General features: G+C 54.3%; 26 protein-coding genes. 13 read left to right on the top strand and 13 right to left on the bottom strand.

Annotation, left to right across the window (positions count from 1 at the left end; genetic code table 11):
• Positions 1 to 22: 22 nt before the first annotated feature.
• From CU669_RS03615 to CU669_RS03595, 6 genes are all read right to left on the bottom strand, one after another.
• On the bottom strand, positions 23 to 1057 hold the full coding sequence (locus tag CU669_RS03615; protein WP_112142447.1) for a GNAT family N-acetyltransferase: 1035 nt from the start codon (positions 1055 to 1057) through the stop codon (positions 23 to 25).
• A 15-nt stretch (positions 1058 to 1072) separates the two neighbouring features.
• Positions 1073 to 1243: a hypothetical protein gene (locus CU669_RS21295; RefSeq protein ID WP_161539571.1), complete on the bottom strand. Its 171-nt coding sequence runs from the start codon at positions 1241 to 1243 to the stop codon at positions 1073 to 1075.
• On the bottom strand, positions 1240 to 1446 hold the full coding sequence (locus tag CU669_RS03610; protein WP_146747663.1) for a hypothetical protein: 207 nt from the start codon (positions 1444 to 1446) through the stop codon (positions 1240 to 1242). The genes CU669_RS21295 and CU669_RS03610 overlap by 4 nt, the downstream gene beginning before the upstream one ends.
• A gap of 42 nt (positions 1447 to 1488) precedes the next feature.
• Positions 1489 to 2508 carry a helix-turn-helix transcriptional regulator gene (locus tag CU669_RS03605; protein ID WP_239988518.1) on the bottom strand — a complete coding sequence of 340 codons (1020 nt, stop codon included), beginning with the start codon at positions 2506 to 2508 and terminating at the stop codon, positions 1489 to 1491.
• Between the two features lie 602 nt (positions 2509 to 3110).
• Entirely contained in the window at positions 3111 to 3593 is a 483-nt protein-coding gene (locus tag CU669_RS03600) for a hypothetical protein (protein ID WP_146747662.1), read from the bottom strand.
• Between the two features lie 5 nt (positions 3594 to 3598).
• A complete protein-coding gene (locus CU669_RS03595; RefSeq protein ID WP_040477107.1) occupies positions 3599 to 4369 on the bottom strand; it encodes a DUF5131 family protein in 771 nt (256 codons plus the stop codon).
• A 378-nt stretch (positions 4370 to 4747) separates the two neighbouring features.
• On the opposite strand from CU669_RS03595, the gene CU669_RS03590 reads away from it, so the two are divergent.
• From CU669_RS03590 to CU669_RS03580, 3 genes are read left to right on the top strand one after another with little or no spacing between them, the layout of a single operon-like run.
• Entirely contained in the window at positions 4748 to 5239 is a 492-nt protein-coding gene (locus CU669_RS03590; RefSeq protein ID WP_146747661.1) for a DUF7713 domain-containing protein, read from the top strand.
• Between the two features lie 53 nt (positions 5240 to 5292).
• Positions 5293 to 5763 carry a LexA family protein gene (locus CU669_RS03585; RefSeq protein WP_112142444.1) on the top strand — a complete coding sequence of 157 codons (471 nt, stop codon included), beginning with the start codon at positions 5293 to 5295 and terminating at the stop codon, positions 5761 to 5763.
• Between the two features lie 6 nt (positions 5764 to 5769).
• Entirely contained in the window at positions 5770 to 7047 is a 1278-nt protein-coding gene (locus CU669_RS03580) for a Y-family DNA polymerase (RefSeq protein WP_112142443.1), read from the top strand.
• A gap of 33 nt (positions 7048 to 7080) precedes the next feature.
• Here CU669_RS03580 and CU669_RS03575 read toward each other — a convergent pair whose 3' ends face one another.
• Together CU669_RS03575 and CU669_RS03570 are read right to left on the bottom strand one after the other, a co-directional pair.
• The gene (locus CU669_RS03575; RefSeq protein ID WP_112142442.1) at positions 7081 to 7362 is read right to left on the bottom strand and encodes a helix-turn-helix domain-containing protein; all 282 of its coding nucleotides are present in this window, start codon (positions 7360 to 7362) and stop codon (positions 7081 to 7083) included.
• Positions 7363 to 7395: 33 nt separating this feature from the next.
• Positions 7396 to 7947: a recombinase family protein gene (locus CU669_RS03570; RefSeq protein ID WP_112142441.1), complete on the bottom strand. Its 552-nt coding sequence runs from the start codon at positions 7945 to 7947 to the stop codon at positions 7396 to 7398.
• A 334-nt stretch (positions 7948 to 8281) separates the two neighbouring features.
• Here CU669_RS03570 and CU669_RS21025 point away from each other — a divergent pair, with 334 nt between their 5' ends.
• The 5 genes from CU669_RS21025 (at position 8282) to CU669_RS03545 (ending at position 12106) form a co-directional block, all read left to right on the top strand.
• Positions 8282 to 8842 carry a hypothetical protein gene (locus tag CU669_RS21025; RefSeq protein WP_146747660.1) on the top strand — a complete coding sequence of 187 codons (561 nt, stop codon included), beginning with the start codon at positions 8282 to 8284 and terminating at the stop codon, positions 8840 to 8842.
• A gap of 211 nt (positions 8843 to 9053) precedes the next feature.
• Positions 9054 to 9278 carry a hypothetical protein gene (locus tag CU669_RS03560; protein WP_011384460.1) on the top strand — a complete coding sequence of 75 codons (225 nt, stop codon included), beginning with the start codon at positions 9054 to 9056 and terminating at the stop codon, positions 9276 to 9278.
• Between the two features lie 18 nt (positions 9279 to 9296).
• Positions 9297 to 10034: a hypothetical protein gene (locus CU669_RS03555; protein ID WP_112142439.1), complete on the top strand. Its 738-nt coding sequence runs from the start codon at positions 9297 to 9299 to the stop codon at positions 10032 to 10034.
• Positions 10035 to 10466 (top strand): hypothetical protein, encoded by a 432-nt coding sequence (locus CU669_RS03550; protein WP_239988517.1) that lies wholly within the window; start codon positions 10035 to 10037, stop codon positions 10464 to 10466.
• Positions 10466 to 12106, top strand: coding sequence for a DNA N-6-adenine-methyltransferase (locus tag CU669_RS03545; RefSeq protein ID WP_112142438.1), 1641 nt, complete (start codon positions 10466 to 10468; stop codon positions 12104 to 12106). The genes CU669_RS03550 and CU669_RS03545 overlap by 1 nt, the downstream gene beginning before the upstream one ends.
• Before the next feature lie 115 nt (positions 12107 to 12221).
• Here the strand turns inward: CU669_RS03545 and CU669_RS03540 are convergent, their stop codons facing one another.
• The 3 genes from CU669_RS03540 to CU669_RS03535 all read right to left on the bottom strand — a co-directional run bounded on the left by CU669_RS03540 (position 12222) and on the right by CU669_RS03535 (position 15679).
• On the bottom strand, positions 12222 to 12650 hold the full coding sequence (locus CU669_RS03540; protein ID WP_239988516.1) for a hypothetical protein: 429 nt from the start codon (positions 12648 to 12650) through the stop codon (positions 12222 to 12224).
• A gap of 88 nt (positions 12651 to 12738) precedes the next feature.
• Positions 12739 to 13047, bottom strand: coding sequence for a DUF6626 family protein (locus tag CU669_RS21020; RefSeq protein ID WP_146747659.1), 309 nt, complete (start codon positions 13045 to 13047; stop codon positions 12739 to 12741).
• A gap of 37 nt (positions 13048 to 13084) precedes the next feature.
• Positions 13085 to 15679 carry a hypothetical protein gene (locus CU669_RS03535; RefSeq protein WP_239988515.1) on the bottom strand — a complete coding sequence of 865 codons (2595 nt, stop codon included), beginning with the start codon at positions 15677 to 15679 and terminating at the stop codon, positions 13085 to 13087.
• Positions 15680 to 16048: 369 nt separating this feature from the next.
• Here CU669_RS03535 and CU669_RS03530 point away from each other — a divergent pair, with 369 nt between their 5' ends.
• From CU669_RS03530 to CU669_RS03520, 3 genes are all read left to right on the top strand, one after another.
• Complete coding sequence (locus CU669_RS03530; RefSeq protein ID WP_112142436.1) at positions 16049 to 16417, top strand: hypothetical protein; 369 nt, start codon at positions 16049 to 16051, stop codon at positions 16415 to 16417.
• Between the two features lie 109 nt (positions 16418 to 16526).
• Positions 16527 to 17072: a tyrosine phosphatase family protein gene (locus CU669_RS03525; protein ID WP_112142685.1), complete on the top strand. Its 546-nt coding sequence runs from the start codon at positions 16527 to 16529 to the stop codon at positions 17070 to 17072.
• Positions 17073 to 17253: 181 nt separating this feature from the next.
• A complete protein-coding gene (locus tag CU669_RS03520) occupies positions 17254 to 17700 on the top strand; it encodes a hypothetical protein (RefSeq protein WP_161539570.1) in 447 nt (148 codons plus the stop codon).
• On the opposite strand, the gene CU669_RS03515 is transcribed toward CU669_RS03520, so the two are convergent.
• Both CU669_RS03515 and CU669_RS03510 read right to left on the bottom strand, forming a co-directional pair.
• Positions 17679 to 18170 carry a hypothetical protein gene (locus CU669_RS03515; protein ID WP_112142684.1) on the bottom strand — a complete coding sequence of 164 codons (492 nt, stop codon included), beginning with the start codon at positions 18168 to 18170 and terminating at the stop codon, positions 17679 to 17681. The two genes, CU669_RS03520 and CU669_RS03515, sit on opposite strands and share 22 nt — an antisense overlap.
• A gap of 104 nt (positions 18171 to 18274) precedes the next feature.
• Complete coding sequence (locus CU669_RS03510; RefSeq protein WP_112142434.1) at positions 18275 to 18760, bottom strand: TspO/MBR family protein; 486 nt, start codon at positions 18758 to 18760, stop codon at positions 18275 to 18277.
• 160 nt (positions 18761 to 18920) lie between these two features.
• Between CU669_RS03510 and CU669_RS21290 the strand changes: the two genes are divergently transcribed.
• Both CU669_RS21290 and CU669_RS03500 read left to right on the top strand, forming a co-directional pair.
• Positions 18921 to 19220: a DUF3572 domain-containing protein gene (locus CU669_RS21290; protein ID WP_161539569.1), complete on the top strand. Its 300-nt coding sequence runs from the start codon at positions 18921 to 18923 to the stop codon at positions 19218 to 19220.
• Positions 19217 to 19918 (top strand): DUF7168 domain-containing protein, encoded by a 702-nt coding sequence (locus CU669_RS03500; RefSeq protein ID WP_112142432.1) that lies wholly within the window; start codon positions 19217 to 19219, stop codon positions 19916 to 19918. Before CU669_RS21290 ends, CU669_RS03500 begins: the two co-directional genes overlap by 4 nt.
• The last annotated feature ends 32 nt before the right edge of the window (positions 19919 to 19950 follow it).

Genomic DNA, 19950 nt, shown 5'->3' with positions numbered 1-19950 from the left:
GCAAATTCCGCTAAATTACTTGTCAATGTTTCGATAGTATCCAGACTTCTAAATTGTGCTTTCTTTCAGTCCAGCTTGCCTTGTAGCCCATTTTATGCCCAATAAGCGGCCCCATGTCGTACCGCGTAGCACCTTCTTCACACAACCACTTTACCTTTTCATATTGCAGCATCGTTCCAATTGAAGCGGATTTCCAAGAATCGTCGTAGCTAAACTGTTGCCCACGATAAATCGTTCCGGCCATTCCGCCAAAAATGAACCCGATATCCTTGCCTTCGTGAACTGCCAAAATAACCCTGGCACTTTTCGTAAAAGACAGTCGTTTAATCATTTTCCAGTAATATTGATCTGCTGGCGGCTCCGTCATCCCACAACGACCATGCCCCTTCCAGCTTCTGTCTTCCACGCTCAGCATTCTCAAATATATATTTCTTGCGTCATCAACTGACGATGGAGCGTGCCGCTCAAACACCAAGCTCAGTGCCGATGCGTGCCCTATAGATTTTTTAATATTTCTCCTGGTATTTGCCGATCTTCGAGAGACAAAGCCATCAACGCCACCATTTAAAGATGATGAGCATTGTACTTCTGATGAATGCTTCCTAAAATTAAACTTTCCATCAAATCGGCTACGCAGTTCGCGGTATAAAACGCCTTTTGGAGCAACACCGCTGATCATGATATTGGGGAATTTCTTTCCATAGAATTTTTCAATGTCAACAAGTGTATCTTGAAATAAATCAACCGAGTTTGGCCCCAGCAGAGGATTTCCAAAGAACCACATCGATTCAATCGGCGTAAGAATTGTATAATTATTGAAATATGCCTTTTCCGCAAAGGCAACAACGCTATCTGATGTTTCGCGAATCAGCAGACGACGATTTGGACTAAATGCATCATGAAACGACATTTGCCAACTGGTCGTACAGCAAAATGGGTCAACTTGACGGGTCTTGATTGCCGCTGTATTCCAAGGTGATTGCGGATTATTCCACCGATTTTCGTCCGCCAACTCGTCCGGAGAAATGAACAGTTCTGGCTTTTTCCGACCAGCCATAGTTAATGCTCCTGATTATCTCACCTGAATGGTAGCAATCTGCCGCATCTCTGGCATCCGAACATCCATATCCGCCACCTGGACTGAAATCTGATATCTGCCTATCAAATACTCGTGGATGTCGTCCATCAGAACCGGTGCCAAGGCGATGGCCGAAAATAGTCCGAGCCGGGTCAGAATCTTCATCGAGTTTCCCCTCCGATTTGCTCGACCACCGTCAGCACCCTCATCGCCATTGCGTGTTCCGGCCAACGGCCTGCCTGTGCAAACGCATCCGCTCGGTGCGTTGCCTGTTCGATAGCAATCTGGACGCCGTGGCGGTCAATTAGCTCATTTGCCGCCCGGTGAATGGCATCGTCTGTCGGGTGCTGGGTGGTCATGCTGTTCATCACCAGGGTATCGTGACAGGCATGGGTGACTATTTTGGTCACCTATGGAGTTGAGGACCACGCGACACGCTGTTCATGAACCATCTCTGCCAGTTCCGCAGGTTCCACCACCTCCACCTTGTCGCCCCAGGCATATAGGTGCCATGCCATTTCCAGGTCCGACGCGGCCATCAATGTGACGAGCAATGATCCATCGGGCTGGCGGTCCATGATCTGGGATGGATGGAAGATGAATTCCTCGGCGTCATCCGCCGCGTCCGGTGCAAATTTCCAGACAGTCCTGAACGGTGCAGACTGGAAAAGCCCGAACGATCTGGCCGCATATTCCTCCAACGAGAATCCGGGATCGCGGACGAACGGTTCATTGGTCAATTCCAGCCCTTTGATTTGGGGCAGGGCGAACAACGCGACCGTATTTGCCTTCGGATTTTCATGCCACGCGACCAGATAATTCCGATGACCGTGCAGGAAGCCGTATGGGTGGACCAGCCTCTCATTGACCTTCTTGGTCTTGCGGTTCCGGTACCTAATCTTGACCTTGCTGCACGCCATGATGGCCTGCCGCAGTTCCTCGACCACAGAGATGTCGATCCGTGGACGAGGCCCAGGCCGCATTGCCAATCCCTCAGCTTCCAATAAAGCTTCCAGGTCCGGCTCCACCCTTCGGGCTACTTCCGGCTTGAGCAGTGCCCGCAGCTTGGCCCCCAAGGTTGCCAGTTCGGCAGCCTCATCTTCTCGATTGTCCCGCTCGAACAACCGAGTGGCGGCTTCCAATGCCGCCAATTCTTCGGCGGTAAACGCAACAAGTCGATCCAAGGTTCCTGTTGGTAGCCGCCATCGTTTGGTCCGCTCACCCGTATCGACCTCCTCCATTTGGGGGAAGTTTCTCATGGCGGCGTCTCGCATTCGCATTGCAGTACGCCGACCAACGCCGAATTTTTGCTCGATGTCCAAGAGCGACAGACCGCCTCGTGCCGCCTGGAGTTCCAATGCCAACTGCAAGAGATTGTCAGCCTTTTCGTACCGCACGGCGAATCCCCCATGACCGAAATGGTCACGCATTCTCTCTCGGATGGACAAATGGGACAACCGCATTGAGAACGGATGGTGACCGCTTTTGACTCCTATGGCCAATATGCTGGTCACCATGACGAGGAACCCATCCACATCAGAATGCTTTCCGGCCAGATGGCGGTTCGTTGACGGCCATCTCTTTGAGTGCCGCCATGATGGTGATGTTCGAATTTGGGGGCCTTGGGATGGAGCGTTTGGCTGCATGACCAAGAAAGGAGCCCAGGTCAGCCCCGAATGGCTACCACTTGGCCGTCTCGGCGTCTGGCACGAACCTGCTGGCCCTCGTGATCAATCCTGGTTCGCATCGCGAAGTGCCCTGGCGGCCTATTGGTCCGCCATTCCCACACCAGCGAGGTTGAAGGCAGCACTGGCTGGGGACGATCAATGGCAGGCACTCTTAAACGCACACAAGAAGCATGTCAAAAATGGACACTCTGGCTCCGGGCCGGGCGACCGGCCCTGTTCGTGACCGAGCGTTGCGTCTTTCGCTCGATGGTGACCTGATCACCAGGGTCGTAATGGATCAGGTCACCATCTGTCGCCGTGTCGCCATTGAGGGTATGGGGCATTTCACGATTGTCCAGACCCGCTCACGGTCGATGCATCTCACCGGGTGCTTGCCGAGAAGATGTATCAGTAAAGTCCTTTGGTTCTTCAATTCCGCAATCGACCAATTTTTCACCGATGGTCATAACGGAAACCACCCCTCTCCCAAGCCTGTGCTGCCCATCAGAAATTCTGTCCTCGGTAAAATGGAACTGCATTCCATTAAACTCGTCTGCCTTCAGATACCCATGCTGCTCAAGCCAATATGTGTTCTGAACCGCGATAACCTGCTCCGCCTTATCCAGCAAACGCGACTTCTTAGCTTCACCAAAATAATCGAGTTGGCGTATCAAGAAGGCTGCAAACTCATCTTGCGTCTCTCCAGGGTCTGGCTTGATAAAATCCTTATACCCCTCGATTCCTTCGAGCAACTCCTTGGCAAACCCCGTAGGACAGTTCCACATGATGCCAAACCCACCTGGGACTTTATTTTTGTAGAACGCATGGATGGCGATAACCTTTCTCATGTTGATCACTCCTTGATCTGGGGATACTGGTGCCACACCTGACCATCAATGGTCGGCGGGTATTCGGCATCAGACTTGGGCTTGAATGCCGACCACTGCTTCAGGAAGAAGGGGACGTTGAACTGTTGGCACTGGCGAAGGATGGCTTCCGCCCATTCCTTTTCCATTTTCCGCCACCCCTTGCCGCTTTCGCCGCCGACAATCACCCACTTCAAGGTGCCGTCAGCCAACCATGGGGTGATGTCCAAGGGTTCCAGCAACGGCTCGACTGACACGAACCGAATCTTCGCCTTGGTCCGCCGCAGATCATCAAGGCGATGAAGCGACGATTGGCAGCCGCAGGTGGTTCCCATCCAGATGTTGTCGGGGACATCCAGGGTCTGGGACATTTCCGCCATGCGAGCGGAACGCTTGGTGCAAATCAGGAAATTGGTTCCGTTGCCATTGGCCTTCATCGAGTCGAAAACGCGGGCAATGGTTTCCGCATCGACATTCTCGTGGAAGGTGTCGGACATCGAGTTGACGAACAGCCGCTTGGTCTTGATGGTCTTGAGGCTTTCGATCTGCTTCTCGACAATCCCGATTTTGCCGGTCGGAACTCGCTTGCCACGTTCGCCTTTGACGGTTCCTTCGTACCCTTCGTTGCCCATGCACTGATGGCGATATGCCCAGCCCGTCATGTAGCAGTTGGCACATTCGGGCGACACCTTGGAGCAACCCTTGAACGGGTTGCATGTTCCTGTCGCCCAAGCGATTTCAGTAGTTGGATTCGGCATCTCGATCTCCTTGCCGGGTTGCTTTCAAGTCACGACTGTCATCGTGCGTTGAAAACACCACTACCGTACAAATTTGCATCGGCCAATGGACGATCTGCATTCAAAATATAATTGCGATTTAACTGTGGCCGACGGGCCGCGTTCTTTGTGTTATTTTGCGTTTCAAATAACATTCTTATATTTTCAAAATTGCGATCAGCGTCTGTGTGGGGGCATGTCCTTTAATCGGACATCATCCTGACCACCAGACCTTCGAGGATTGCTGTCGCCGCCGTGGAAATCAGAAAGTTCACTGTTGTCCATGCCGCTCGTTGTGCCAACCGCCGCCTCGCCCCTATAACAGAACAGCCAATTCCACCGCCGTCAGGGACGAAATCCATGCGAATGAAAAAACCGCGTCGGGCATCGATGGATGAGGTTAAGATCATCCGCGAGGGCGAGTTCGCCATCATCGAAAACGCCGACCCGACCGTTTCGGTGATGCAGTTGAAGATCGGCACCGAAATCCGGCTCATGTCCGATCAGGAAATCCTCGACCTGTTCAACGATGTCATCGCCAGCCAGGACCAGCTTCGAGCCGAACACGAGAACATCGTTACCGAAATTCCGCCGGGCCGTCCCCAGATCAAATATTTCGAAGACGGCGATCAATGGGTGCCACGCGGTGGAGTCCTGCGGTGCTTCATTGATTCCGATGAAGATGGTGAAGCCGTTGTCCATATCGACGATCAAGAATTGTCGCTACGTGATTTTGGTCGGATGCTCACCGTCCATGCGGGGTGGGGAATGCGGATCGCTTTCGTTGATGAAGATTCCGTGGGCGAAGAACCAGAGATCATCGTCAGTGATCCGCCCGAGAACGAGCCGTAATTTTTCGTTGGAACCGTTGCTCCATCACGCAGTCACGGTGTAGTGTTCTCATCATGTTCGCATCCAACCCAAACGCTCCATTACCACCCGGCACCTGTCTGGCATCCACCCGTGGCTTCACTCCGTCCGAGTCCACGGCACCTATTTATTCCGCCCTGGTGGCTGCTGGGTTTCCGTCACCCGCCGATGACCACCTGGAGGGCAAGCTCGATCTCCACGAGTTGATGGTGAAGCGACCGGCGGCGACATTCTTCTGTCGGGCGGATGGTGACAGCATGACGGATGCCGGAATCCAAAGTGGTGACCTGCTGGTGGTGGATCGGTCAGTACAGCCCCATGACGGCGACGTTGTTGTAGCCACGCTCGATGGCGGTTTGACGGTGAAGACCCTGCGGAAGGTTGAGGATGGTTGGGAGCTTGCTTCGGCCAACCCCGACTACCCCAGCTTCCCGGTGAACGATGAAGAAGGTGTCCAGATATGGGGCGTCGTCACCTTCGCCGTCTCGGCTTTAGCTAAACGGTAGTGGACGATGGCGGTCTACGCCCTGGTGGACTGCAACAATTTTTACGTCTCGTGCGAGCGGGCGTTCAACCCCGCCCTTGAAGGCAAGCCGGTCATCGTCATGTCCAACAATGATGGCTGTGCCGTAGCCCGATCCGCCGAAGCCAAGGCCATTGGTGTCGGTATGGGCGAACCCGCCTTCAAATTGCGGCATTTGGTCGATAGCCATGACTTGGTCATGTTGTCCTCGAACTACGCCCTGTATGGCGATATGTCCGAGCGGGTCATGTCGGTACTGGCGACCTTCTCGCCGGGAGCTGAGGTCTACAGCATCGACGAATGTTTCCTCGACCTGGATGGTTTGCCAGTTCCAGATATGACGGCATGGTCCCATCAGATACGAGCCACAGTGCGACGCTGGACCGGCATACCGGTTTCTGTGGGAATCGGCACCACCAAGACCTTGGCGAAGCTTGCCAACAGGCTGGCGAAGAAATCTGTCAGGGCCAACGGCGTACTTGATCTCGCCAGTCACCCCGAGTGGGTCGTACCGGCCTTGAAGCAAACGCCGGTCGGTGATGTCTGGGGCATTGGCCGCCAGTACGCAGCCCATTGCGGCGTCAACGGCATCCGCACAGCCTTTGACCTGACCTTGCAGCCAGATGGATGGATCAAGAAGACCATGGGGGCGGTCGGCCTTCGCACCGTGATGGAACTTCGAGGAACCCCCGTCCACACCCTGGACACGGCACCATCAGACAAGCACACGACCTGCTGCTCGCGTTCGTTCGGTGAATCCGTCACAGAGTTTGAGCAAGTGCATGATGCGGTGATGACCTTTGCCAGCCGGGCAGCGGAGAAAATTCGCGGTGAAGGTTTGGTGGCCGGTGCCGTCCAGGTGTTCGCCTATACCGACCGCTTCCGGCCCGATCAGCCGCAGTTTTCACTGAACTCCATGATCCGTCTTTCGCCACCGACATCATCCACGCCGCACATCATTGGTGCTGCCTTGAAGGGGCTGAAATCAGCGTGGCGTGACGGCTACGAGTACAAGAAGGCAGGCGTGATCATGCTGGATTTGGTCCGACCCGAGGACATTCCCCGCGACCTGTTTTCACCACCACCCGAATCAGGGGCACGGCCAAAAGCGTTGATGGCCGCTTTGGACGGCATCAACAGCAAGATGGGCAAGGGGGCTGTCGGGTTCGGGCTGGCACCGAAGGATGCACCCTGGCAAATGCGATGCGGCAACAGGACGCCGAGCTACACGACCAGTTGGGATGACCTGCCGGTGGTGAAGGCTTGAATTCTTTACCTCAGCAGCGGAACCGTGATGGATTCAGCGACCAGGAAGAAGCTCAACATGAAGGCGACTGCCTGTGGCGGCGGCATAGCGTGCCAGTGAAGTCAATGAAGGAAGGGAGCGGCCACTTTCCAGCCGTGCAACCACGGACTGGGTGGTACCCATCCTCTTCGCGACTTCGGCCTGAGATAGTCCAGCCCGTTGGCGGGCACGGATAAGGGTTTCCGCAATCTCGAACTCTGGGGCAAGACGGTCATATTCGGCCTTAACCTCGGGATCAGCCAGAATTTTAGCCTTGAGATCATTCAGGCTGGTCATTTCAAAATCTCCTTGGCCCGAGCCAATGCGAGTTCAGCTAATCACGTCCAAGGCCCGGTAGACGCTGGTCCTGGCGATGCCCAGTTCCTTGCTGATCGCCGCGACACCGAACCCTTGATCCTTGAGGCGACGAATTTCACCAGCGTCGATTTTCGGGGGTCGGCCACGGTACCGTTCAGGGTGATCTCGCTTGGCTCGCTGGATTCCCTCGATCTGTCGTTCCCGCCGAAGCTCGGTTTCGAACTGGGCGAACACCCCGAGCAGATTGATGGTCAGGGAGCCGTAAATGTCGCCCGTGTCGAACGGCTGCTCAGTGGCCTTCAGACTGGCTCCCCTTTCCTTCAGCACCTTGATGATGTCCTGGAGGTCGGCGATAGAACGGGCCAACCGGTCGATCCTGGTCACGACCAGGACATCCCCTTCACGTAGAAACTCCAGCAGGGTTTCCAGTTCGCGGCGGCCATCGCGGCTGGTGCCGCTGATCTTTTCCGATCTGATGATCTGGCAACCGGCAGCCTTCAGGGCATCAATCTGAATGTCGAGAGATTGGTCGGCGGAAGAGCAGCGGGCATATCCGTAAAACATGGATTTGCTCCATATGGGTCATAGACCCATATATTAAAGCGTTCCATAAATACAAAAGCAACCCATCTGGAACAATATTTCCTGACTGTGGCCGAGTTGCAGCAGGGTATACCTTAATGTTGCATACGGCAATGCTTCCTAAGATACAGATTAAAGGCATTGATATATTAAATACATGGATGGCAATTCACAGCTTTTTTGACTCAATGAAACTTTCCAACCTATGAGTCATTGGAGTAGACGCCTTGATGTACCGTGGTAGCATCTTGAAGGGGCGGCTGAAAATGCCGCGTCCTATGATCGGGGCGTAGCCCATGGACGGCAGGAAGGCGTCATGGTTAAAAAATCAAAGAGCTATCCATTTGAATATCTCGATTCGAGAATTATAATTTTTCAGAATAAACCAACCAATGACGGCGGGAAAGCTAAGTGGTCATTCAGAGTTACAATCCCGCCACATAAGCCTATTGAACGCAGAATCAGTGACTACTTTGAATACAACCCAAAGCACTACGCAAGGGCAAGCGAGTCATTTCCATATGAATCTGAGCCAACTCCGGAAATTATAGCCTATGCGAAGAGGATACTTTTTGCGTATAGAGAAGAGGTTAGTCGGACAGGGCGGCTGCCATATGATCAGCCAAAGCTTGTAACCATTGTTGAGACATATGTTTCCGGGACTGATCTTGAGTTGTTGATGCGGAAAATTGATCCCAACAGAAGTGAGCCTGAGGCAATGTTTGTTCGGTTGAATCAGGTTACTTACGTTAGTATGAAGAAGTGGACTGAGAGTTTCGGGGATAACGAGCCACGAGTGCGGGCCATCATCAAGGCGGCACTGATCAAGGCTCTGTCGGACGAATTGATTCCAGGCATCCCCCCTATCTTCACCTAAATTTTCCCATATAGCCCCCGTCCATCGGGCCGAAAATTCCCACAGAATTCCAGCCCGGAAGTTAGGCTTCCGGCCATTTCGGCTTGGGAATTTTCCCACGCAAAAACTCCCACAAAACTCAAAAATACACTTTAAAAACAATATGTTAGCCTATTGCAAACTTTGAATTCACCTCGTTTAATGGCGACAGAAACCACGATGGTGGCACGCCATGAACAACGAATTCCGCTCCTCCGCCTTTGAAAAAATCGACCGTCAGATTTTCGAATCCAACGGCAAATTCCAGACCCCGGAGAAGGTTGCTGGTTGGGTGATCGCCTGCGTCATTACCCGGCCCAGTGCCATGACGACTGGCACTCCCAGCAACGATAACACCCCGCACAAAGGGAGCACCCCGCCCAAACCCCCGGCCATGGCTTTGCGGCTGGCCGCATAATCACAAGGAGACCCCACTATGTCCGACTATGAAACCATTCTTCGCCCTTCCCGGAAGGCGGTGAACTCCGCCGTCTCCCTGGGTCTTCGTACCCACATTGCCCTCGTCAACGTCGTCGTCGCCGCTTTCGCGGTGCTGCCCGAACTCCGCAAGGACGAGGCCGCGTTTATCAATTTCGCCAAGCAGCAATATGGCCTGACCGTCAAGGGCAAGGCGGTGGACAATTTCGTCCTCCTCGTGGCCAAGGTCTTGTTCCACAACATCTCGGAAAAAACGGACTTCCGCCGCCGTCTTGGGCAGATTGCGACCGCCCTTCGGTATCTGGAACTGCACCGTGACGAGTTCCCCGCCGAATACATTAAGCGGTTGATTCACGATCAGGGCGGTGTGTCGGGGCTGGTGAAGGCTTTTCGCAATGAGAGTCGGACCAGCCACGACCCGAGCCGCAAAGAGAAGAAGGTCCGCACCATCCAGACCTACGTCGCCGGTCTGCCGCAGATCGGGACGACCACCCACTACGCCGACCATCAGTGCACGACCATCAATGATGTCAAGGACAGCCAGACTCTCGAAGCCCTGGCTCAATCGCCGGGTCGAGTCCTGATCGTGGGCGACATCGACGAGCAGTTCAATCTTACGAATTTACGGGTCGTTGAACGCGACCAGGGCGAAATCGACCGCCTGCTTACCCGCAAGGCTGCCCAGGTCTCCAAGACCGGCAGCAATGACAATCAGCCCATGAAGGAGGCCATTTAAATGTTCACCAAGTCCCAGATTGAAGCCGCCCGTTACACCCTGCGGACGCCCTTCGACCACCCCGAATCCGAGGCCATGCGGAAGAGCATTCTCTGGCTCATGGACCAGTACATGGTCAATCCGCCGCCGACCAAGCAGGGTCCGAAGACCCACAAGCCCCGCCGTACTTATGACGAAGCGGCGGACATCATCCTCTCCGAAGACCCGCCTTCGGTTCTGATCGAACGCTATGACATCACGTTGGGGACGATCAACCACTACAAGTCCGGGTACGGGAGCTACAAGAAGTTCGGGGGCTGCCCGGAATTCTGGAAGGAATACTGCGGGAAGCACGCTGCCGAAATTCGGCTTCTGGCAAACCACCAGCAGCCGACGACCGTTCCGCACAACGACAATCAGGCACAACCCCATTCCGAAGTGGAGGCTGCATAATGGCTATGCCCTTTTCCAATAAGCTGGACGCGACCAATCTCACCGTGGTTCCCGTTCCTGAATCCATGTCGAGCATGATCAAGTCCCCTGGGGGGAAGCACCGGACGGCTTCCGATCTGGTCAACCTCGCCCCATTCAATGTGGAGGAATACCGCGAACCCTTCGCCGGGTCTGCCGCCGTGGGTTTCCGTATGGTTCGGACGGGCCGTGTCACGGATATCTGGCTCAACGACCTCGATTCCAACATTGCCAACCAGTGGACCGTGGTTCGCGACGACCCCGCCGGTCTGATGCGGGTGCTGCATTCGCTGATTGAACAGTTTGGGGCTGCCAGCCAAGAATTGTTCGATCTGGCCGTTCAGATGGTTGATAGCGACGACCGGGCCGAGGCAGCGGCGGGCTTCTACGTTCGCAACCACCTATCCATGTTCGGCACCAACGGCATGTCGCGTTTTGCCCCGAGCATTGAACGTGATGGTCGCGGCCTCAAGCCGGTCCATATCAATTACATCCCTCAGTTTTCGGCTTGGCTCCAGGGTGCCCGGATCACCAATCTGGACTACCGCGAGGTTCTGGACGCCCCTGGCACCGGGGTCATGTGTTTTCTCGACCCGCCCTATGCCCAGGTGAGCAAGCGGATGTATACGTGCGGCGAACTCGACCTGGAAGAGCTTGCCCGGCACGTTCGCAACAGCGGCCATTCCTGCTTGGTCACTGTGGACGACAGCCCGGAGAATCGTGTCGCATTCTCGGACATGAATCCGATCTGCCGTACCTACACCAGCAACATGGGCAAGTTTCACGAGGCGGCGGAACTGATCTGTGCCAACTACTCCACCCCGCTCTATGCCTTCCATGCCCGCAGCATCGGGGTGGAGATCGAGCAGGCCGCCCCGGTAGTCTTGCCCAACAATGATGAGGTGCCGGTGGTGAAGGCCGAAACGGCCACCGACGATTCACCCGCTGGTGAACCCACGAAGAAGGAATGGAAGGCCCGGACCCTTTTCATCACCGAGGGGAACGAAAAAAAGAATTGCGAGTGGTATACACCGCCCAGTTTGCTCCGCCATATCTATGCCGCCAACGACAACCAGCCGCTCGATCTCGACCCTTGTTCGCCCAGCAAGGGGGAGAGTGCCCCGGTTTGGGCACTCCAGCATTTCACCCAGGACGACGACGGCTTGGCTCAAAAATGGCACGGTCGTGTTTGGTTGAACCCCCCATATCATAGCCTTCGTCACTGGGTCGAAAAGGCCGCCGATGCGGTGTGGTGCCGCCACATGCCCGATGCTCCGACCGAATCTTCTGCTGTTCGTGACCAGCCCCTATGCGAAACCGTGGTCGGTATCATCCCGGTTCGCACCCACACGAGCTACTGGCGGAAATTCGTGAGTGAACATGCCTGCGTGTTCTTCATCACGGGCAAGGTTGGGTTCTTGAAGGGGATTGATGGGAAAGGTGTCGAAGTTCAATCCCGGATGCCCGAGGGCTTGGCCTTTGTGATCTGGGGAAACCATAGGCCGTTTTCGAATTATCTCCGGTCGCTTCCCAAGTCGGTGATCGACGTGTACGAACGATCCGGCCCTGCCATCCACGATCACCCTGTGCGGTATTGGGATGCGATCAAGAAGGTGGGATGATGGAGTACCGTCTGCCCGCGACATCGGAACATTGCTGCACCGGATTTCAAAACGATGCAATGAAGCGGCGTGAAGGCCGAATTTTCACCCAACCTTCACGCCGATCCCTGATGACCTATTCACCCGACCTGTTCCGCTTGGCCTTGGCCTTTGCCGCTTCGATCTGGGTATCGAGTTCGCCAGTCTTCACGGCCTGGACCACCTGGGTCAGTACGGTGATCACCTCCTTCTCGGTCTTTCCGGCAACAATGCTCGGCTTTCCCGGCTGGAGTTCGACCACAACGGCATGGCCGTAGCGTACTTGCACCATGATGTTCCCATCGGTAGCCCGCCAGAACCAGGGTTTGGGCGGTGCCGCGACCGACTTGCGGATGGCATTGCCTTCGGAATCCTTGGTGTACCGGGTGCGTTCGACCTTGTAATTGGCATCACCCAGCAGACCGATCTGGTGCTGAATACCATCGATCACAACATCACGGGCAGACTTCTTCCTGGTCTCAGAGATCAGCGGACGCTTGGCGTCAGAAAACTTCAGGTTAAGCATAATAACCTCCATGCATTGACGTCTGCACATAGGTTACGGACTCAAATTATTATTTGCAATATGGCTGGATAAATATATTTTGAATATGTCACTCGACACGACGCCAAATCTCAGTCCATGCTTCGTTTTCAAGTTTCTTTAGTGCCTTCACGCCTTCCTTGTATTCCGTAGCTTGAGCATCATCTGTGCATTCTACGGCAGCTTCATTTGTCGCATCTATCACGCCGGTAACATTTGATATCAATGACAAAAGTGCTTCTGTCGAGATTCTGCGGTTCCTTGATTTCGATGAACTTAAGTAACTCTGCCCTCTATTCAGCCACTCACCAAAATCGCGACCTGATTTCACAATTCCAAGTGAATAGAACTCTTCATATATATCCTGTAGTCCACGCATATCGACGTTACTCCTGCTGATGTTGCAGGAGTATTTATCAAGCTGCTACGTTCCCATGTGCAGCCCACCCCATATATCGCCCGATCTGATTTTTGGAATTGTAGCGGCCACTTCGAATGGTCGGCCCGATTTCTCTTTTTTCCAATCCCGCAGCGAATGCAGCCTGTTCAAGCCGGGTTTCGACCATCCATGTATCGAGCAAACCGGCACTTGCCATGGCGAACCCATGCAGCGATGCCCGGTATAGGCCACAGTTTCGCCCCAGTATGACATCACCGATGGCGGTGACCAGTCTGTCGAAAAACGCGGTGGCATGGGATTGATCTTCGGGCATGGGCAATTCATCTGGAACGGCAATCAGGACCGGCGGCGGCATATCGACAGGCAGGATGTTGTTCTGGACCCATAGGGTGGGATTGATCGGATCGCCGTCGAAGACCTGGAAAAACCCATCACTGCCATCCACGGGTTTGCACGGCAGGTACATCATGTTTTCCACCGACAGCTTGGTCGGGTCGATGCCATGGCATGGCTTTGCCGATCCCCGTTTCCGTTGCCGGGGTGAGCAATAGCCGTTGGACTGAACCACCTTGATGATCTGTTTGCAGATGGAGTCGTAGGTCTCAGCCATCATGTAGCCGGTCGTCGGCATGAATACCCGGTAGCGGGTGTCGTTGGTCGAGGAGGCCGTGTTGTAAACCACCATGGATTTTCCCGCGAACATCTTGGCGAAGGCGGTGTACGGCATGTCCCCATCATCGATATCGAGCCAGATTCCCCAGGTGATCACCGCGTTTTCCCTTCCCCTGCTTTTGTCGCCCAGAGTTGGGTTGAACAGGGTCGGGCTGATCAGCATGTTGCTGTGCTTGTTCTGGTAGGTCAGTCCATGGCAACGGCGAAGCCACTCGATCATGTCGCCCATGGACTTGAGGAACAGATGACGGGTGGTGTTGGTGTCCCGGATGTGGCGGAACAAAGTTCCAGCGAATAGCTCCCGTTCCAGTATAGACAGATCCATGAAATCAGATGCAGATGTATCTGCTAACGGCAAATGGTCATGTTTCGATGTAACGATAGGTGAATATATATTATTCGCCAATCGTAACGGTGAAATCTTACCATTTTGTATTCCGGGCAATATATTAGCCAGTTCCACTTCCCCAATTTGCTCATCTTGCCTCTTGCGATATGCCCGGACTCGGGCTGAATTATCCGCATGGAGCCGTTTCCTTTGCCATTTGCCCTTCTTTGCAAGCTGAACACCTGGAGCATGGACCATGGTGCAACCGGGGAACTGATCGGCCAGCCACTGAGCTACACCGACATCAGTGACCACGACCCGAACAGGTACATCACAATGGAGATCGCGAAGACTGCACCGCATCACGGCCTGATAGACGGTTTGATGGCAGATCGCGTCTCTGATCTGGTCTGGGGTAATGCCGAAGTTCGACAGGAACCGGCATTGCATCGGTGTTGGCAGGAACGAGGCCACCACCACTACGTTATGAAATTCGGAAAACTTATTCATCCCATGGGGTTTGTGTGGCAACGCGGTCGCGGGCAACTGGGCGAATAATTCCTCGGCGGCATCCTCTACGTCCTTGTTCACCTGATAGAGGAATGGCTGATCCCCAACCAGTCCGGAGGCCTTGGTCAGGCCGAGGATGGTGTTGCTGATCTCCGAACCATCGACAGTCACCTTCTTGCCGCCCAGTTTCTTGGACCAGCTATCGTCGGCCAGATAATGAATGGAGACCCGATGACCGTTCTGGTGCTGCTGGAACCGAAGGGCATTGGTCAACTGGCGATGTGGTTCGAACACTGCCCCCTGGACCGCCCATAGGTGATGAAGCAGCGACTCCTCAAAGTGTGCCCCCATGATGATTGCCGATGCGAACTTCGTGAATGCCGATGGCTTCAGAACCCCAAACAGGTAGAGGGGATATTTCCCGGTCTCTGTGTCACCGGCCACGGTGCGTTCGATGTTCTCCCTGATCGCGAAGACATCATAATCCGGGTCCAGAATGGCTCGGGCTATGGTTCTGAATTCGGCATCAACAGCATCATCGCCATCGGCAAGACGGCGAAGCTTGGCATTGTCTTTTGCTGCCACCTTGACGTTATCGGCGGAATAATCCTGCCACGATATGGCCGATGTGATGATCTCGTGGTTGTACGGCAGATGCCGACAAAACATCACGTCGGGAGCAGGAATCTCATCGACGATCACATGCCAATGCTCTGGTCGGTGGAAATATGGCAGCCGCAGTAAAGCCTGCTGGGTCAGGAACAGAACCTGTCCCTCTTCACCTGGGCACTTGAGATGCCCCATGATCGTGGTGATCACCTGCCCATCTTCGCAGGTGCTGCTGTCGAACCGATAGACCGGCACCGGCTTCTTTCGCCGTGATCTGGCCCGTTCAAGAGCCTTGGCAAACCATTCATCGATGCAGGTTTTGGTTGGTTGGGCAATGATGACCTTGTGGCCCTTGGCTGCCATATCCACCGCATAGGTAACTGCTGCATCGGTTTTGCCTGCACTTGCAGGGCTTGAAACAGTGAAAATTCGTTTTCCCTTGATCTCCATAATATCACCAAAAATAAAACCCTCGACAGTGCGAGCCGCCAAGCTCCTGTCGAGGGTTATCACCCGAACCTATCCGGGCGTTTGATTGTCGTGATCTGTTGGCGGCTCGATCAGTACATCTATTTATCAATAGCGATAATTCGCTGGCTCCATATGAAATGGGTGCCAAACCCGTATAGCAAGGCCATGCCCTCCCGGCCAATTTGTAAATTCGCCAGGAACGCAGATAAGTAAATTGACAGAACCGCAGTCGATGTGGATCGGGAATAGTCCAATCTGACAGAAGACAACCCTAATATGTATTTTCAACCGGCCATCAGAATTATATTGAAACCGCCATATGATCGGCCGGAATGTCCGTTATGCAGTGACGTAAAGCCACTGTCACCTCAACACAACAGGATAAATGATATGTTAGACTTGAATGAAATATGTGGAGAGCAGTTCGTGCTCATGGTAGCTGCCGCTGGAGAACTCCCTGCGATCATGAAAAAGGAAGAATTTTTGGGAATTCTCATGGCCGCGTGGGCCATCATCGACAGCAATGACAACGACAACGCTTCTATGATCGCAAATGGGTATGAAGCCATCCGGCTAGTTGGTCGGCTGGATTCTCAAGAATTTTCTGAACTGAAGATGCTGCTTCAGGGGGCTGTCTTAGGCCAAAAAATCCAGCCCATGAAGGCCGTTGGTGTATGGGATGAATTCTTGGTTTCGGCCAACAGCGATATTCCCAAATCTGCCTTTACAGCCAGCATCGAATCTTTTGCTGTTGCGTGACCGCCTTGATCGTGAATGGCTGTCGAAAGTTCATTCGGCAGCCATTCCCCCTGATTTGCACGTCTTTGTCGTACCTGTTATGGTCCCGGCCCTCCGGGGAGGGAGGATCATGACCATGGGGAAACTGCCCTTCGAACTTTCGATCTGCGGGTTGGACGAACTGGACGACGAACTGGAATCGTTCGCCCCGACCCATGTGGTCTCAATTCTCGACCCTGGGGAGGACGATCATGACCCACTGATCTTCCCTGAATCGATGCGTGTCTTGAGCCTTCGGTTCTATGATTTCCACGCAATGGGCGGGCTGGTCGGCAAGGCTCTGGCCCGGCAAGGGCGTTCTGAAAACCCCAGCATTGACCATGCCGATGCCATTCTCGCGTTTGGTCGAGAGATACCGAAGGGTAGTCGGGTTTTGTGCCACTGTTGGGCTGGGGTCAGCAGGTCCACCGCAGCAGCATTCCTGTTGGCATGCCTGCACCTGACCCCAGATGATGCCATGGAACTGGTGATGACCCTGCGACCTGGGGCGGTTCCGAACCGGCTGATTGTCCGATTCGCGGACAGGATTCTTGGTGCCGGTGGAAAAATGGTATCCGCCAGCGATGATCACAGACGTGGTGTTGGCTCGCGGTCGATCAGGTCGATCAAACGCTGAGCATCTTTCAAAGCACTTCTCAAAATATCCAACACCACCATAATTTCAGAGCGAATGCGGTTTTCGTCGTAAATTGGCGGCATTCTTCCTGGTCCAACAGAAGTTGCATCACTTGGTGATATCGTAAAATCATTTAATCTCATCACGTACCTCGTGTTATTTGCTAAATATATTTATGAGATTGCATGACTTCGAACCAACCGACAAAATCGTCTACTTAATTACATTTACTATTGCTGGCCGCGTTAAGCGAAACGGCGGCCAAAATACTCCGTACCGGGTGGTTTCCCTGGGCAGAACCGTCGAAGATGGAGTCGTAACCGTGGTGGACGGTTCCATGGGCGAACGTTCTGACCATCGCCATGCCAGCGTGGTGGTGACCGGAACCGCCCTGGTCTGGGGAAATGGCGGTGTCGTCGGCCAGGATATTGCCATCGACCAGTTTCTCGACGGCTCGATCTGGATTCAAAGCGGTCAGATTGACGGCGTGATCCAGAACGCAACAATCAGGGTGAACCGGGTGACCCAAGTTGATCCGCGAACTGGAGATGTCGATTTCAATGATCTGGACCACAACTGCATGTCCGAGAAACGGACAATGGCCGGTCATTCCTCGTCGGCGGGGTAGCGTTCCATGTGCCCAAGAATTCGCCTGATCGCGAACAGGGCAATTTCATCGCATTTGCCGATATCAGCCCCATCACCCTTGACGTACCGCATGTCCCGAAACGCCACTTCAGCATACATTCTGAGGGTTTGCTGGTCGCTGATCGCGATTCCATGGGGGATGAACCCCTTTGATGGACTGACCCAGAGGTCGTGGCTGTAGACCCATTCAAGAGAAATTTCGGCGAACCTGTTGACCTCGGTTTCTCGCGATTCGCAGTATCGTCCACGCTCCCAAAGGTTCATGCCGGTGGAATCCTGACGCAGAACCGCAGCCTTTTGCCTTTTCCAGAAATCAGGGTCGCTGATTTCCTGTTCGGTCAGTGGCGGTGGCACTGGGGAAACGCTGGCGGTCCCTGTGTAATAAACACCTTGCTGTGCCATCGCCGGAAATGACGAAAATATCGCCAATACACAAACTAGCCACAACATGAATGCCTCCTTCTGCAATATGAAGGAGAGCAATCATACATCTGCCTGAACTATAAATAAATGCCAGCCGCTAATTTATTTTAACGACTTGTCCATATGACACATCAATTCAGTGACCAAAACCCGATATTTAGAGCAGATGCGAACCCGACCCAAAGCAGATATGGAACCATGAGCATTCCGGCGATCTTGTCTCGCATCAAGAATGCCACAGTGGTCACGATGATGGCGATCTCCAGAACCACAATCTCGACCGCCGCCACACCGATCAGGTGGAACTTGAAGAACAGGAAGCTCCAGGCGAAATTCAACGCCAACTGGATCAGAAACAGCCGAATGCATGAGCTATCCCACTGGTACTGATCACGCCCCCAAGCCCTCCAGGCCGCCACAGCCATCATGATGTAGAGAGCCGTCCAGACCGGGCCAAAGACCGCATCAGGCGGCGTGAAGGATGGGTGAGCCAAATCCTTGTACCACCCCTGGACAGCGGGAATGGTGACCATGCTGGAGATGCCCGCAACGCCCAGGCACAACACGATCAAAACGACCAGATAGCCAAACCGGGGATTGGTCTTTCTGAACTTCATGCTCACGGGGAGGCCCTTCCGAAATTTACTGGTCAACGTTCATGATGCCGGGCCAACCATAGCACCCCGATTGAATTCATCACGACATCGGCGTTTCCCCCGGCGACCGGCGGAACTACACTGCGGCCACCAACCGCTTTCCGAACTGGTCACCGACCCAATGCCGCCGAAAATTCCAAAACTGGGACGTGAAGGTGCCGAAACACTGGCCTTGCACGCCGTCTCGGTAATTGTCGCTGATGACGAATTGCTGAACCAGTTCATGTCCCACACCGGCAGCGGGGCCGACGAACTTCGCACCCGCATCACCGATCCCGATTTCCTCGGAGCCGTGTTGGATTTTGTCCTCGAATCTGACATCACCGTCGAGAAGGTGGCCCAGGCGGCGGGCGTAGCCATGGAAACAATTCTGATCGCTCGTACCCAGCTTCCAGGAATGCAGATGGACTGGACGCCATGACCACCGATCTCGACAAACTGAAGACCCGGCTCCAGGCACTTCGGGCCAAGACCATCGCCAATGGCTGCACCGAGGAAGAAGCGTTGGCGGCGGCGGCCAAGGTGGCCGAACTGCTGGATCGCCATGACCTGTCGATCACGGACCTGGAAATCCGCGAGGAGCAGTGCGAAAAGTCCACCATCGAAACCAACAGGAAGCAGCGGCAGCCGATTTCCGCCTGCATCCCGGCCATTGCCGAATATTGCGATTGCAAGGTCTGGCGGGAAAAGGATGACAAGGGCATCCGGTACGTCTTCTTCGGTCTTCGCCCCAGCATCGAGATGGCCCATTACGTCTACGATGTGATCGCCACGGCCATGCAGACCGCCTGGGTCCAATATGCCCTTGCCCAGCGAATTCTCCGCTACGGCAAAGACGAAAAAGGGTCGTTCATGTTCGGCATGGCGGTGTCGATTGGTGAGAAATTGATCGCCATGAAGGCCGAACGCGACGAAGCCAACCGGGTCAGCAGTGGTCGCGATCTGGTGGTGGTCCGCCACGCCATCGTGGAATCTGAATTCGCCAAGCTGGACCTAAACCTGCGTCGTGGCCGGGCATCGGGGAAGAAGGTCGCTGCTGGTGCGTTTGAAGCCGGTCATGCTGCCGGTCAATCCCTGGCCCTTCATCCTGGCGTTGGCGGAAAGCGGGCGGCGAAATAGATGAGAAATCTGTGTAAAATAACGCACGCCAT

The sequence above is a fragment of the Paramagnetospirillum kuznetsovii genome (assembly GCF_003284725.1).
GTDB classification, from domain to species: Bacteria; Pseudomonadota; Alphaproteobacteria; order Rhodospirillales; family Magnetospirillaceae; genus Phaeospirillum; species Phaeospirillum kuznetsovii.
The sequence above is the reverse complement of the archived record's forward strand: the minus strand, read 5'-3'. Positions and strand labels throughout refer to the sequence as shown.

Bases quoted from the DNA above. Each gene is read 5' to 3' on its own strand.
- CU669_RS03615 (WP_112142447.1), bottom strand. From the start codon at position 1,057: ATGGCTGGTCGGAAAAAGCCAGAACTGTTCATTTCTCCGGACGAGTTG.
- CU669_RS21295 (WP_161539571.1), bottom strand. From the start codon at position 1,243: ATGAAGATTCTGACCCGGCTCGGACTATTTTCGGCCATCGCCTTGGCA.
- CU669_RS03610 (WP_146747663.1), bottom strand. From the start codon at position 1,446: ATGAACAGCATGACCACCCAGCACCCGACAGACGATGCCATTCACCGG.
- CU669_RS03605 (WP_239988518.1), bottom strand. From the start codon at position 2,508: ATGCGTGACCATTTCGGTCATGGGGGATTCGCCGTGCGGTACGAAAAG.
- CU669_RS03600 (WP_146747662.1), bottom strand. From the start codon at position 3,593: ATGAGAAAGGTTATCGCCATCCATGCGTTCTACAAAAATAAAGTCCCA.
- CU669_RS03595 (WP_040477107.1), bottom strand. From the start codon at position 4,369: ATGCCGAATCCAACTACTGAAATCGCTTGGGCGACAGGAACATGCAAC.
- CU669_RS03590 (WP_146747661.1), top strand. From the start codon at position 4,748: ATGCGAATGAAAAAACCGCGTCGGGCATCGATGGATGAGGTTAAGATC.
- CU669_RS03585 (WP_112142444.1), top strand. From the start codon at position 5,293: ATGTTCGCATCCAACCCAAACGCTCCATTACCACCCGGCACCTGTCTG.
- CU669_RS03580 (WP_112142443.1), top strand. From the start codon at position 5,770: ATGGCGGTCTACGCCCTGGTGGACTGCAACAATTTTTACGTCTCGTGC.
- CU669_RS03575 (WP_112142442.1), bottom strand. From the start codon at position 7,362: ATGACCAGCCTGAATGATCTCAAGGCTAAAATTCTGGCTGATCCCGAG.
- CU669_RS03570 (WP_112142441.1), bottom strand. From the start codon at position 7,947: ATGTTTTACGGATATGCCCGCTGCTCTTCCGCCGACCAATCTCTCGAC.
- CU669_RS21025 (WP_146747660.1), top strand. From the start codon at position 8,282: ATGGTTAAAAAATCAAAGAGCTATCCATTTGAATATCTCGATTCGAGA.
- CU669_RS03560 (WP_011384460.1), top strand. From the start codon at position 9,054: ATGAACAACGAATTCCGCTCCTCCGCCTTTGAAAAAATCGACCGTCAG.
- CU669_RS03555 (WP_112142439.1), top strand. From the start codon at position 9,297: ATGTCCGACTATGAAACCATTCTTCGCCCTTCCCGGAAGGCGGTGAAC.
- CU669_RS03550 (WP_239988517.1), top strand. From the start codon at position 10,035: ATGTTCACCAAGTCCCAGATTGAAGCCGCCCGTTACACCCTGCGGACG.
- CU669_RS03545 (WP_112142438.1), top strand. From the start codon at position 10,466: ATGGCTATGCCCTTTTCCAATAAGCTGGACGCGACCAATCTCACCGTG.
- CU669_RS03540 (WP_239988516.1), bottom strand. From the start codon at position 12,650: ATGCTTAACCTGAAGTTTTCTGACGCCAAGCGTCCGCTGATCTCTGAG.
- CU669_RS21020 (WP_146747659.1), bottom strand. From the start codon at position 13,047: ATGCGTGGACTACAGGATATATATGAAGAGTTCTATTCACTTGGAATT.
- CU669_RS03530 (WP_112142436.1), top strand. From the start codon at position 16,049: ATGTTAGACTTGAATGAAATATGTGGAGAGCAGTTCGTGCTCATGGTA.
- CU669_RS03525 (WP_112142685.1), top strand. From the start codon at position 16,527: ATGACCATGGGGAAACTGCCCTTCGAACTTTCGATCTGCGGGTTGGAC.
- CU669_RS03515 (WP_112142684.1), bottom strand. From the start codon at position 18,170: ATGTTGTGGCTAGTTTGTGTATTGGCGATATTTTCGTCATTTCCGGCG.
- CU669_RS03510 (WP_112142434.1), bottom strand. From the start codon at position 18,760: ATGAAGTTCAGAAAGACCAATCCCCGGTTTGGCTATCTGGTCGTTTTG.
- CU669_RS21290 (WP_161539569.1), top strand. From the start codon at position 18,921: ATGCCGCCGAAAATTCCAAAACTGGGACGTGAAGGTGCCGAAACACTG.
- CU669_RS03500 (WP_112142432.1), top strand. From the start codon at position 19,217: ATGACCACCGATCTCGACAAACTGAAGACCCGGCTCCAGGCACTTCGG.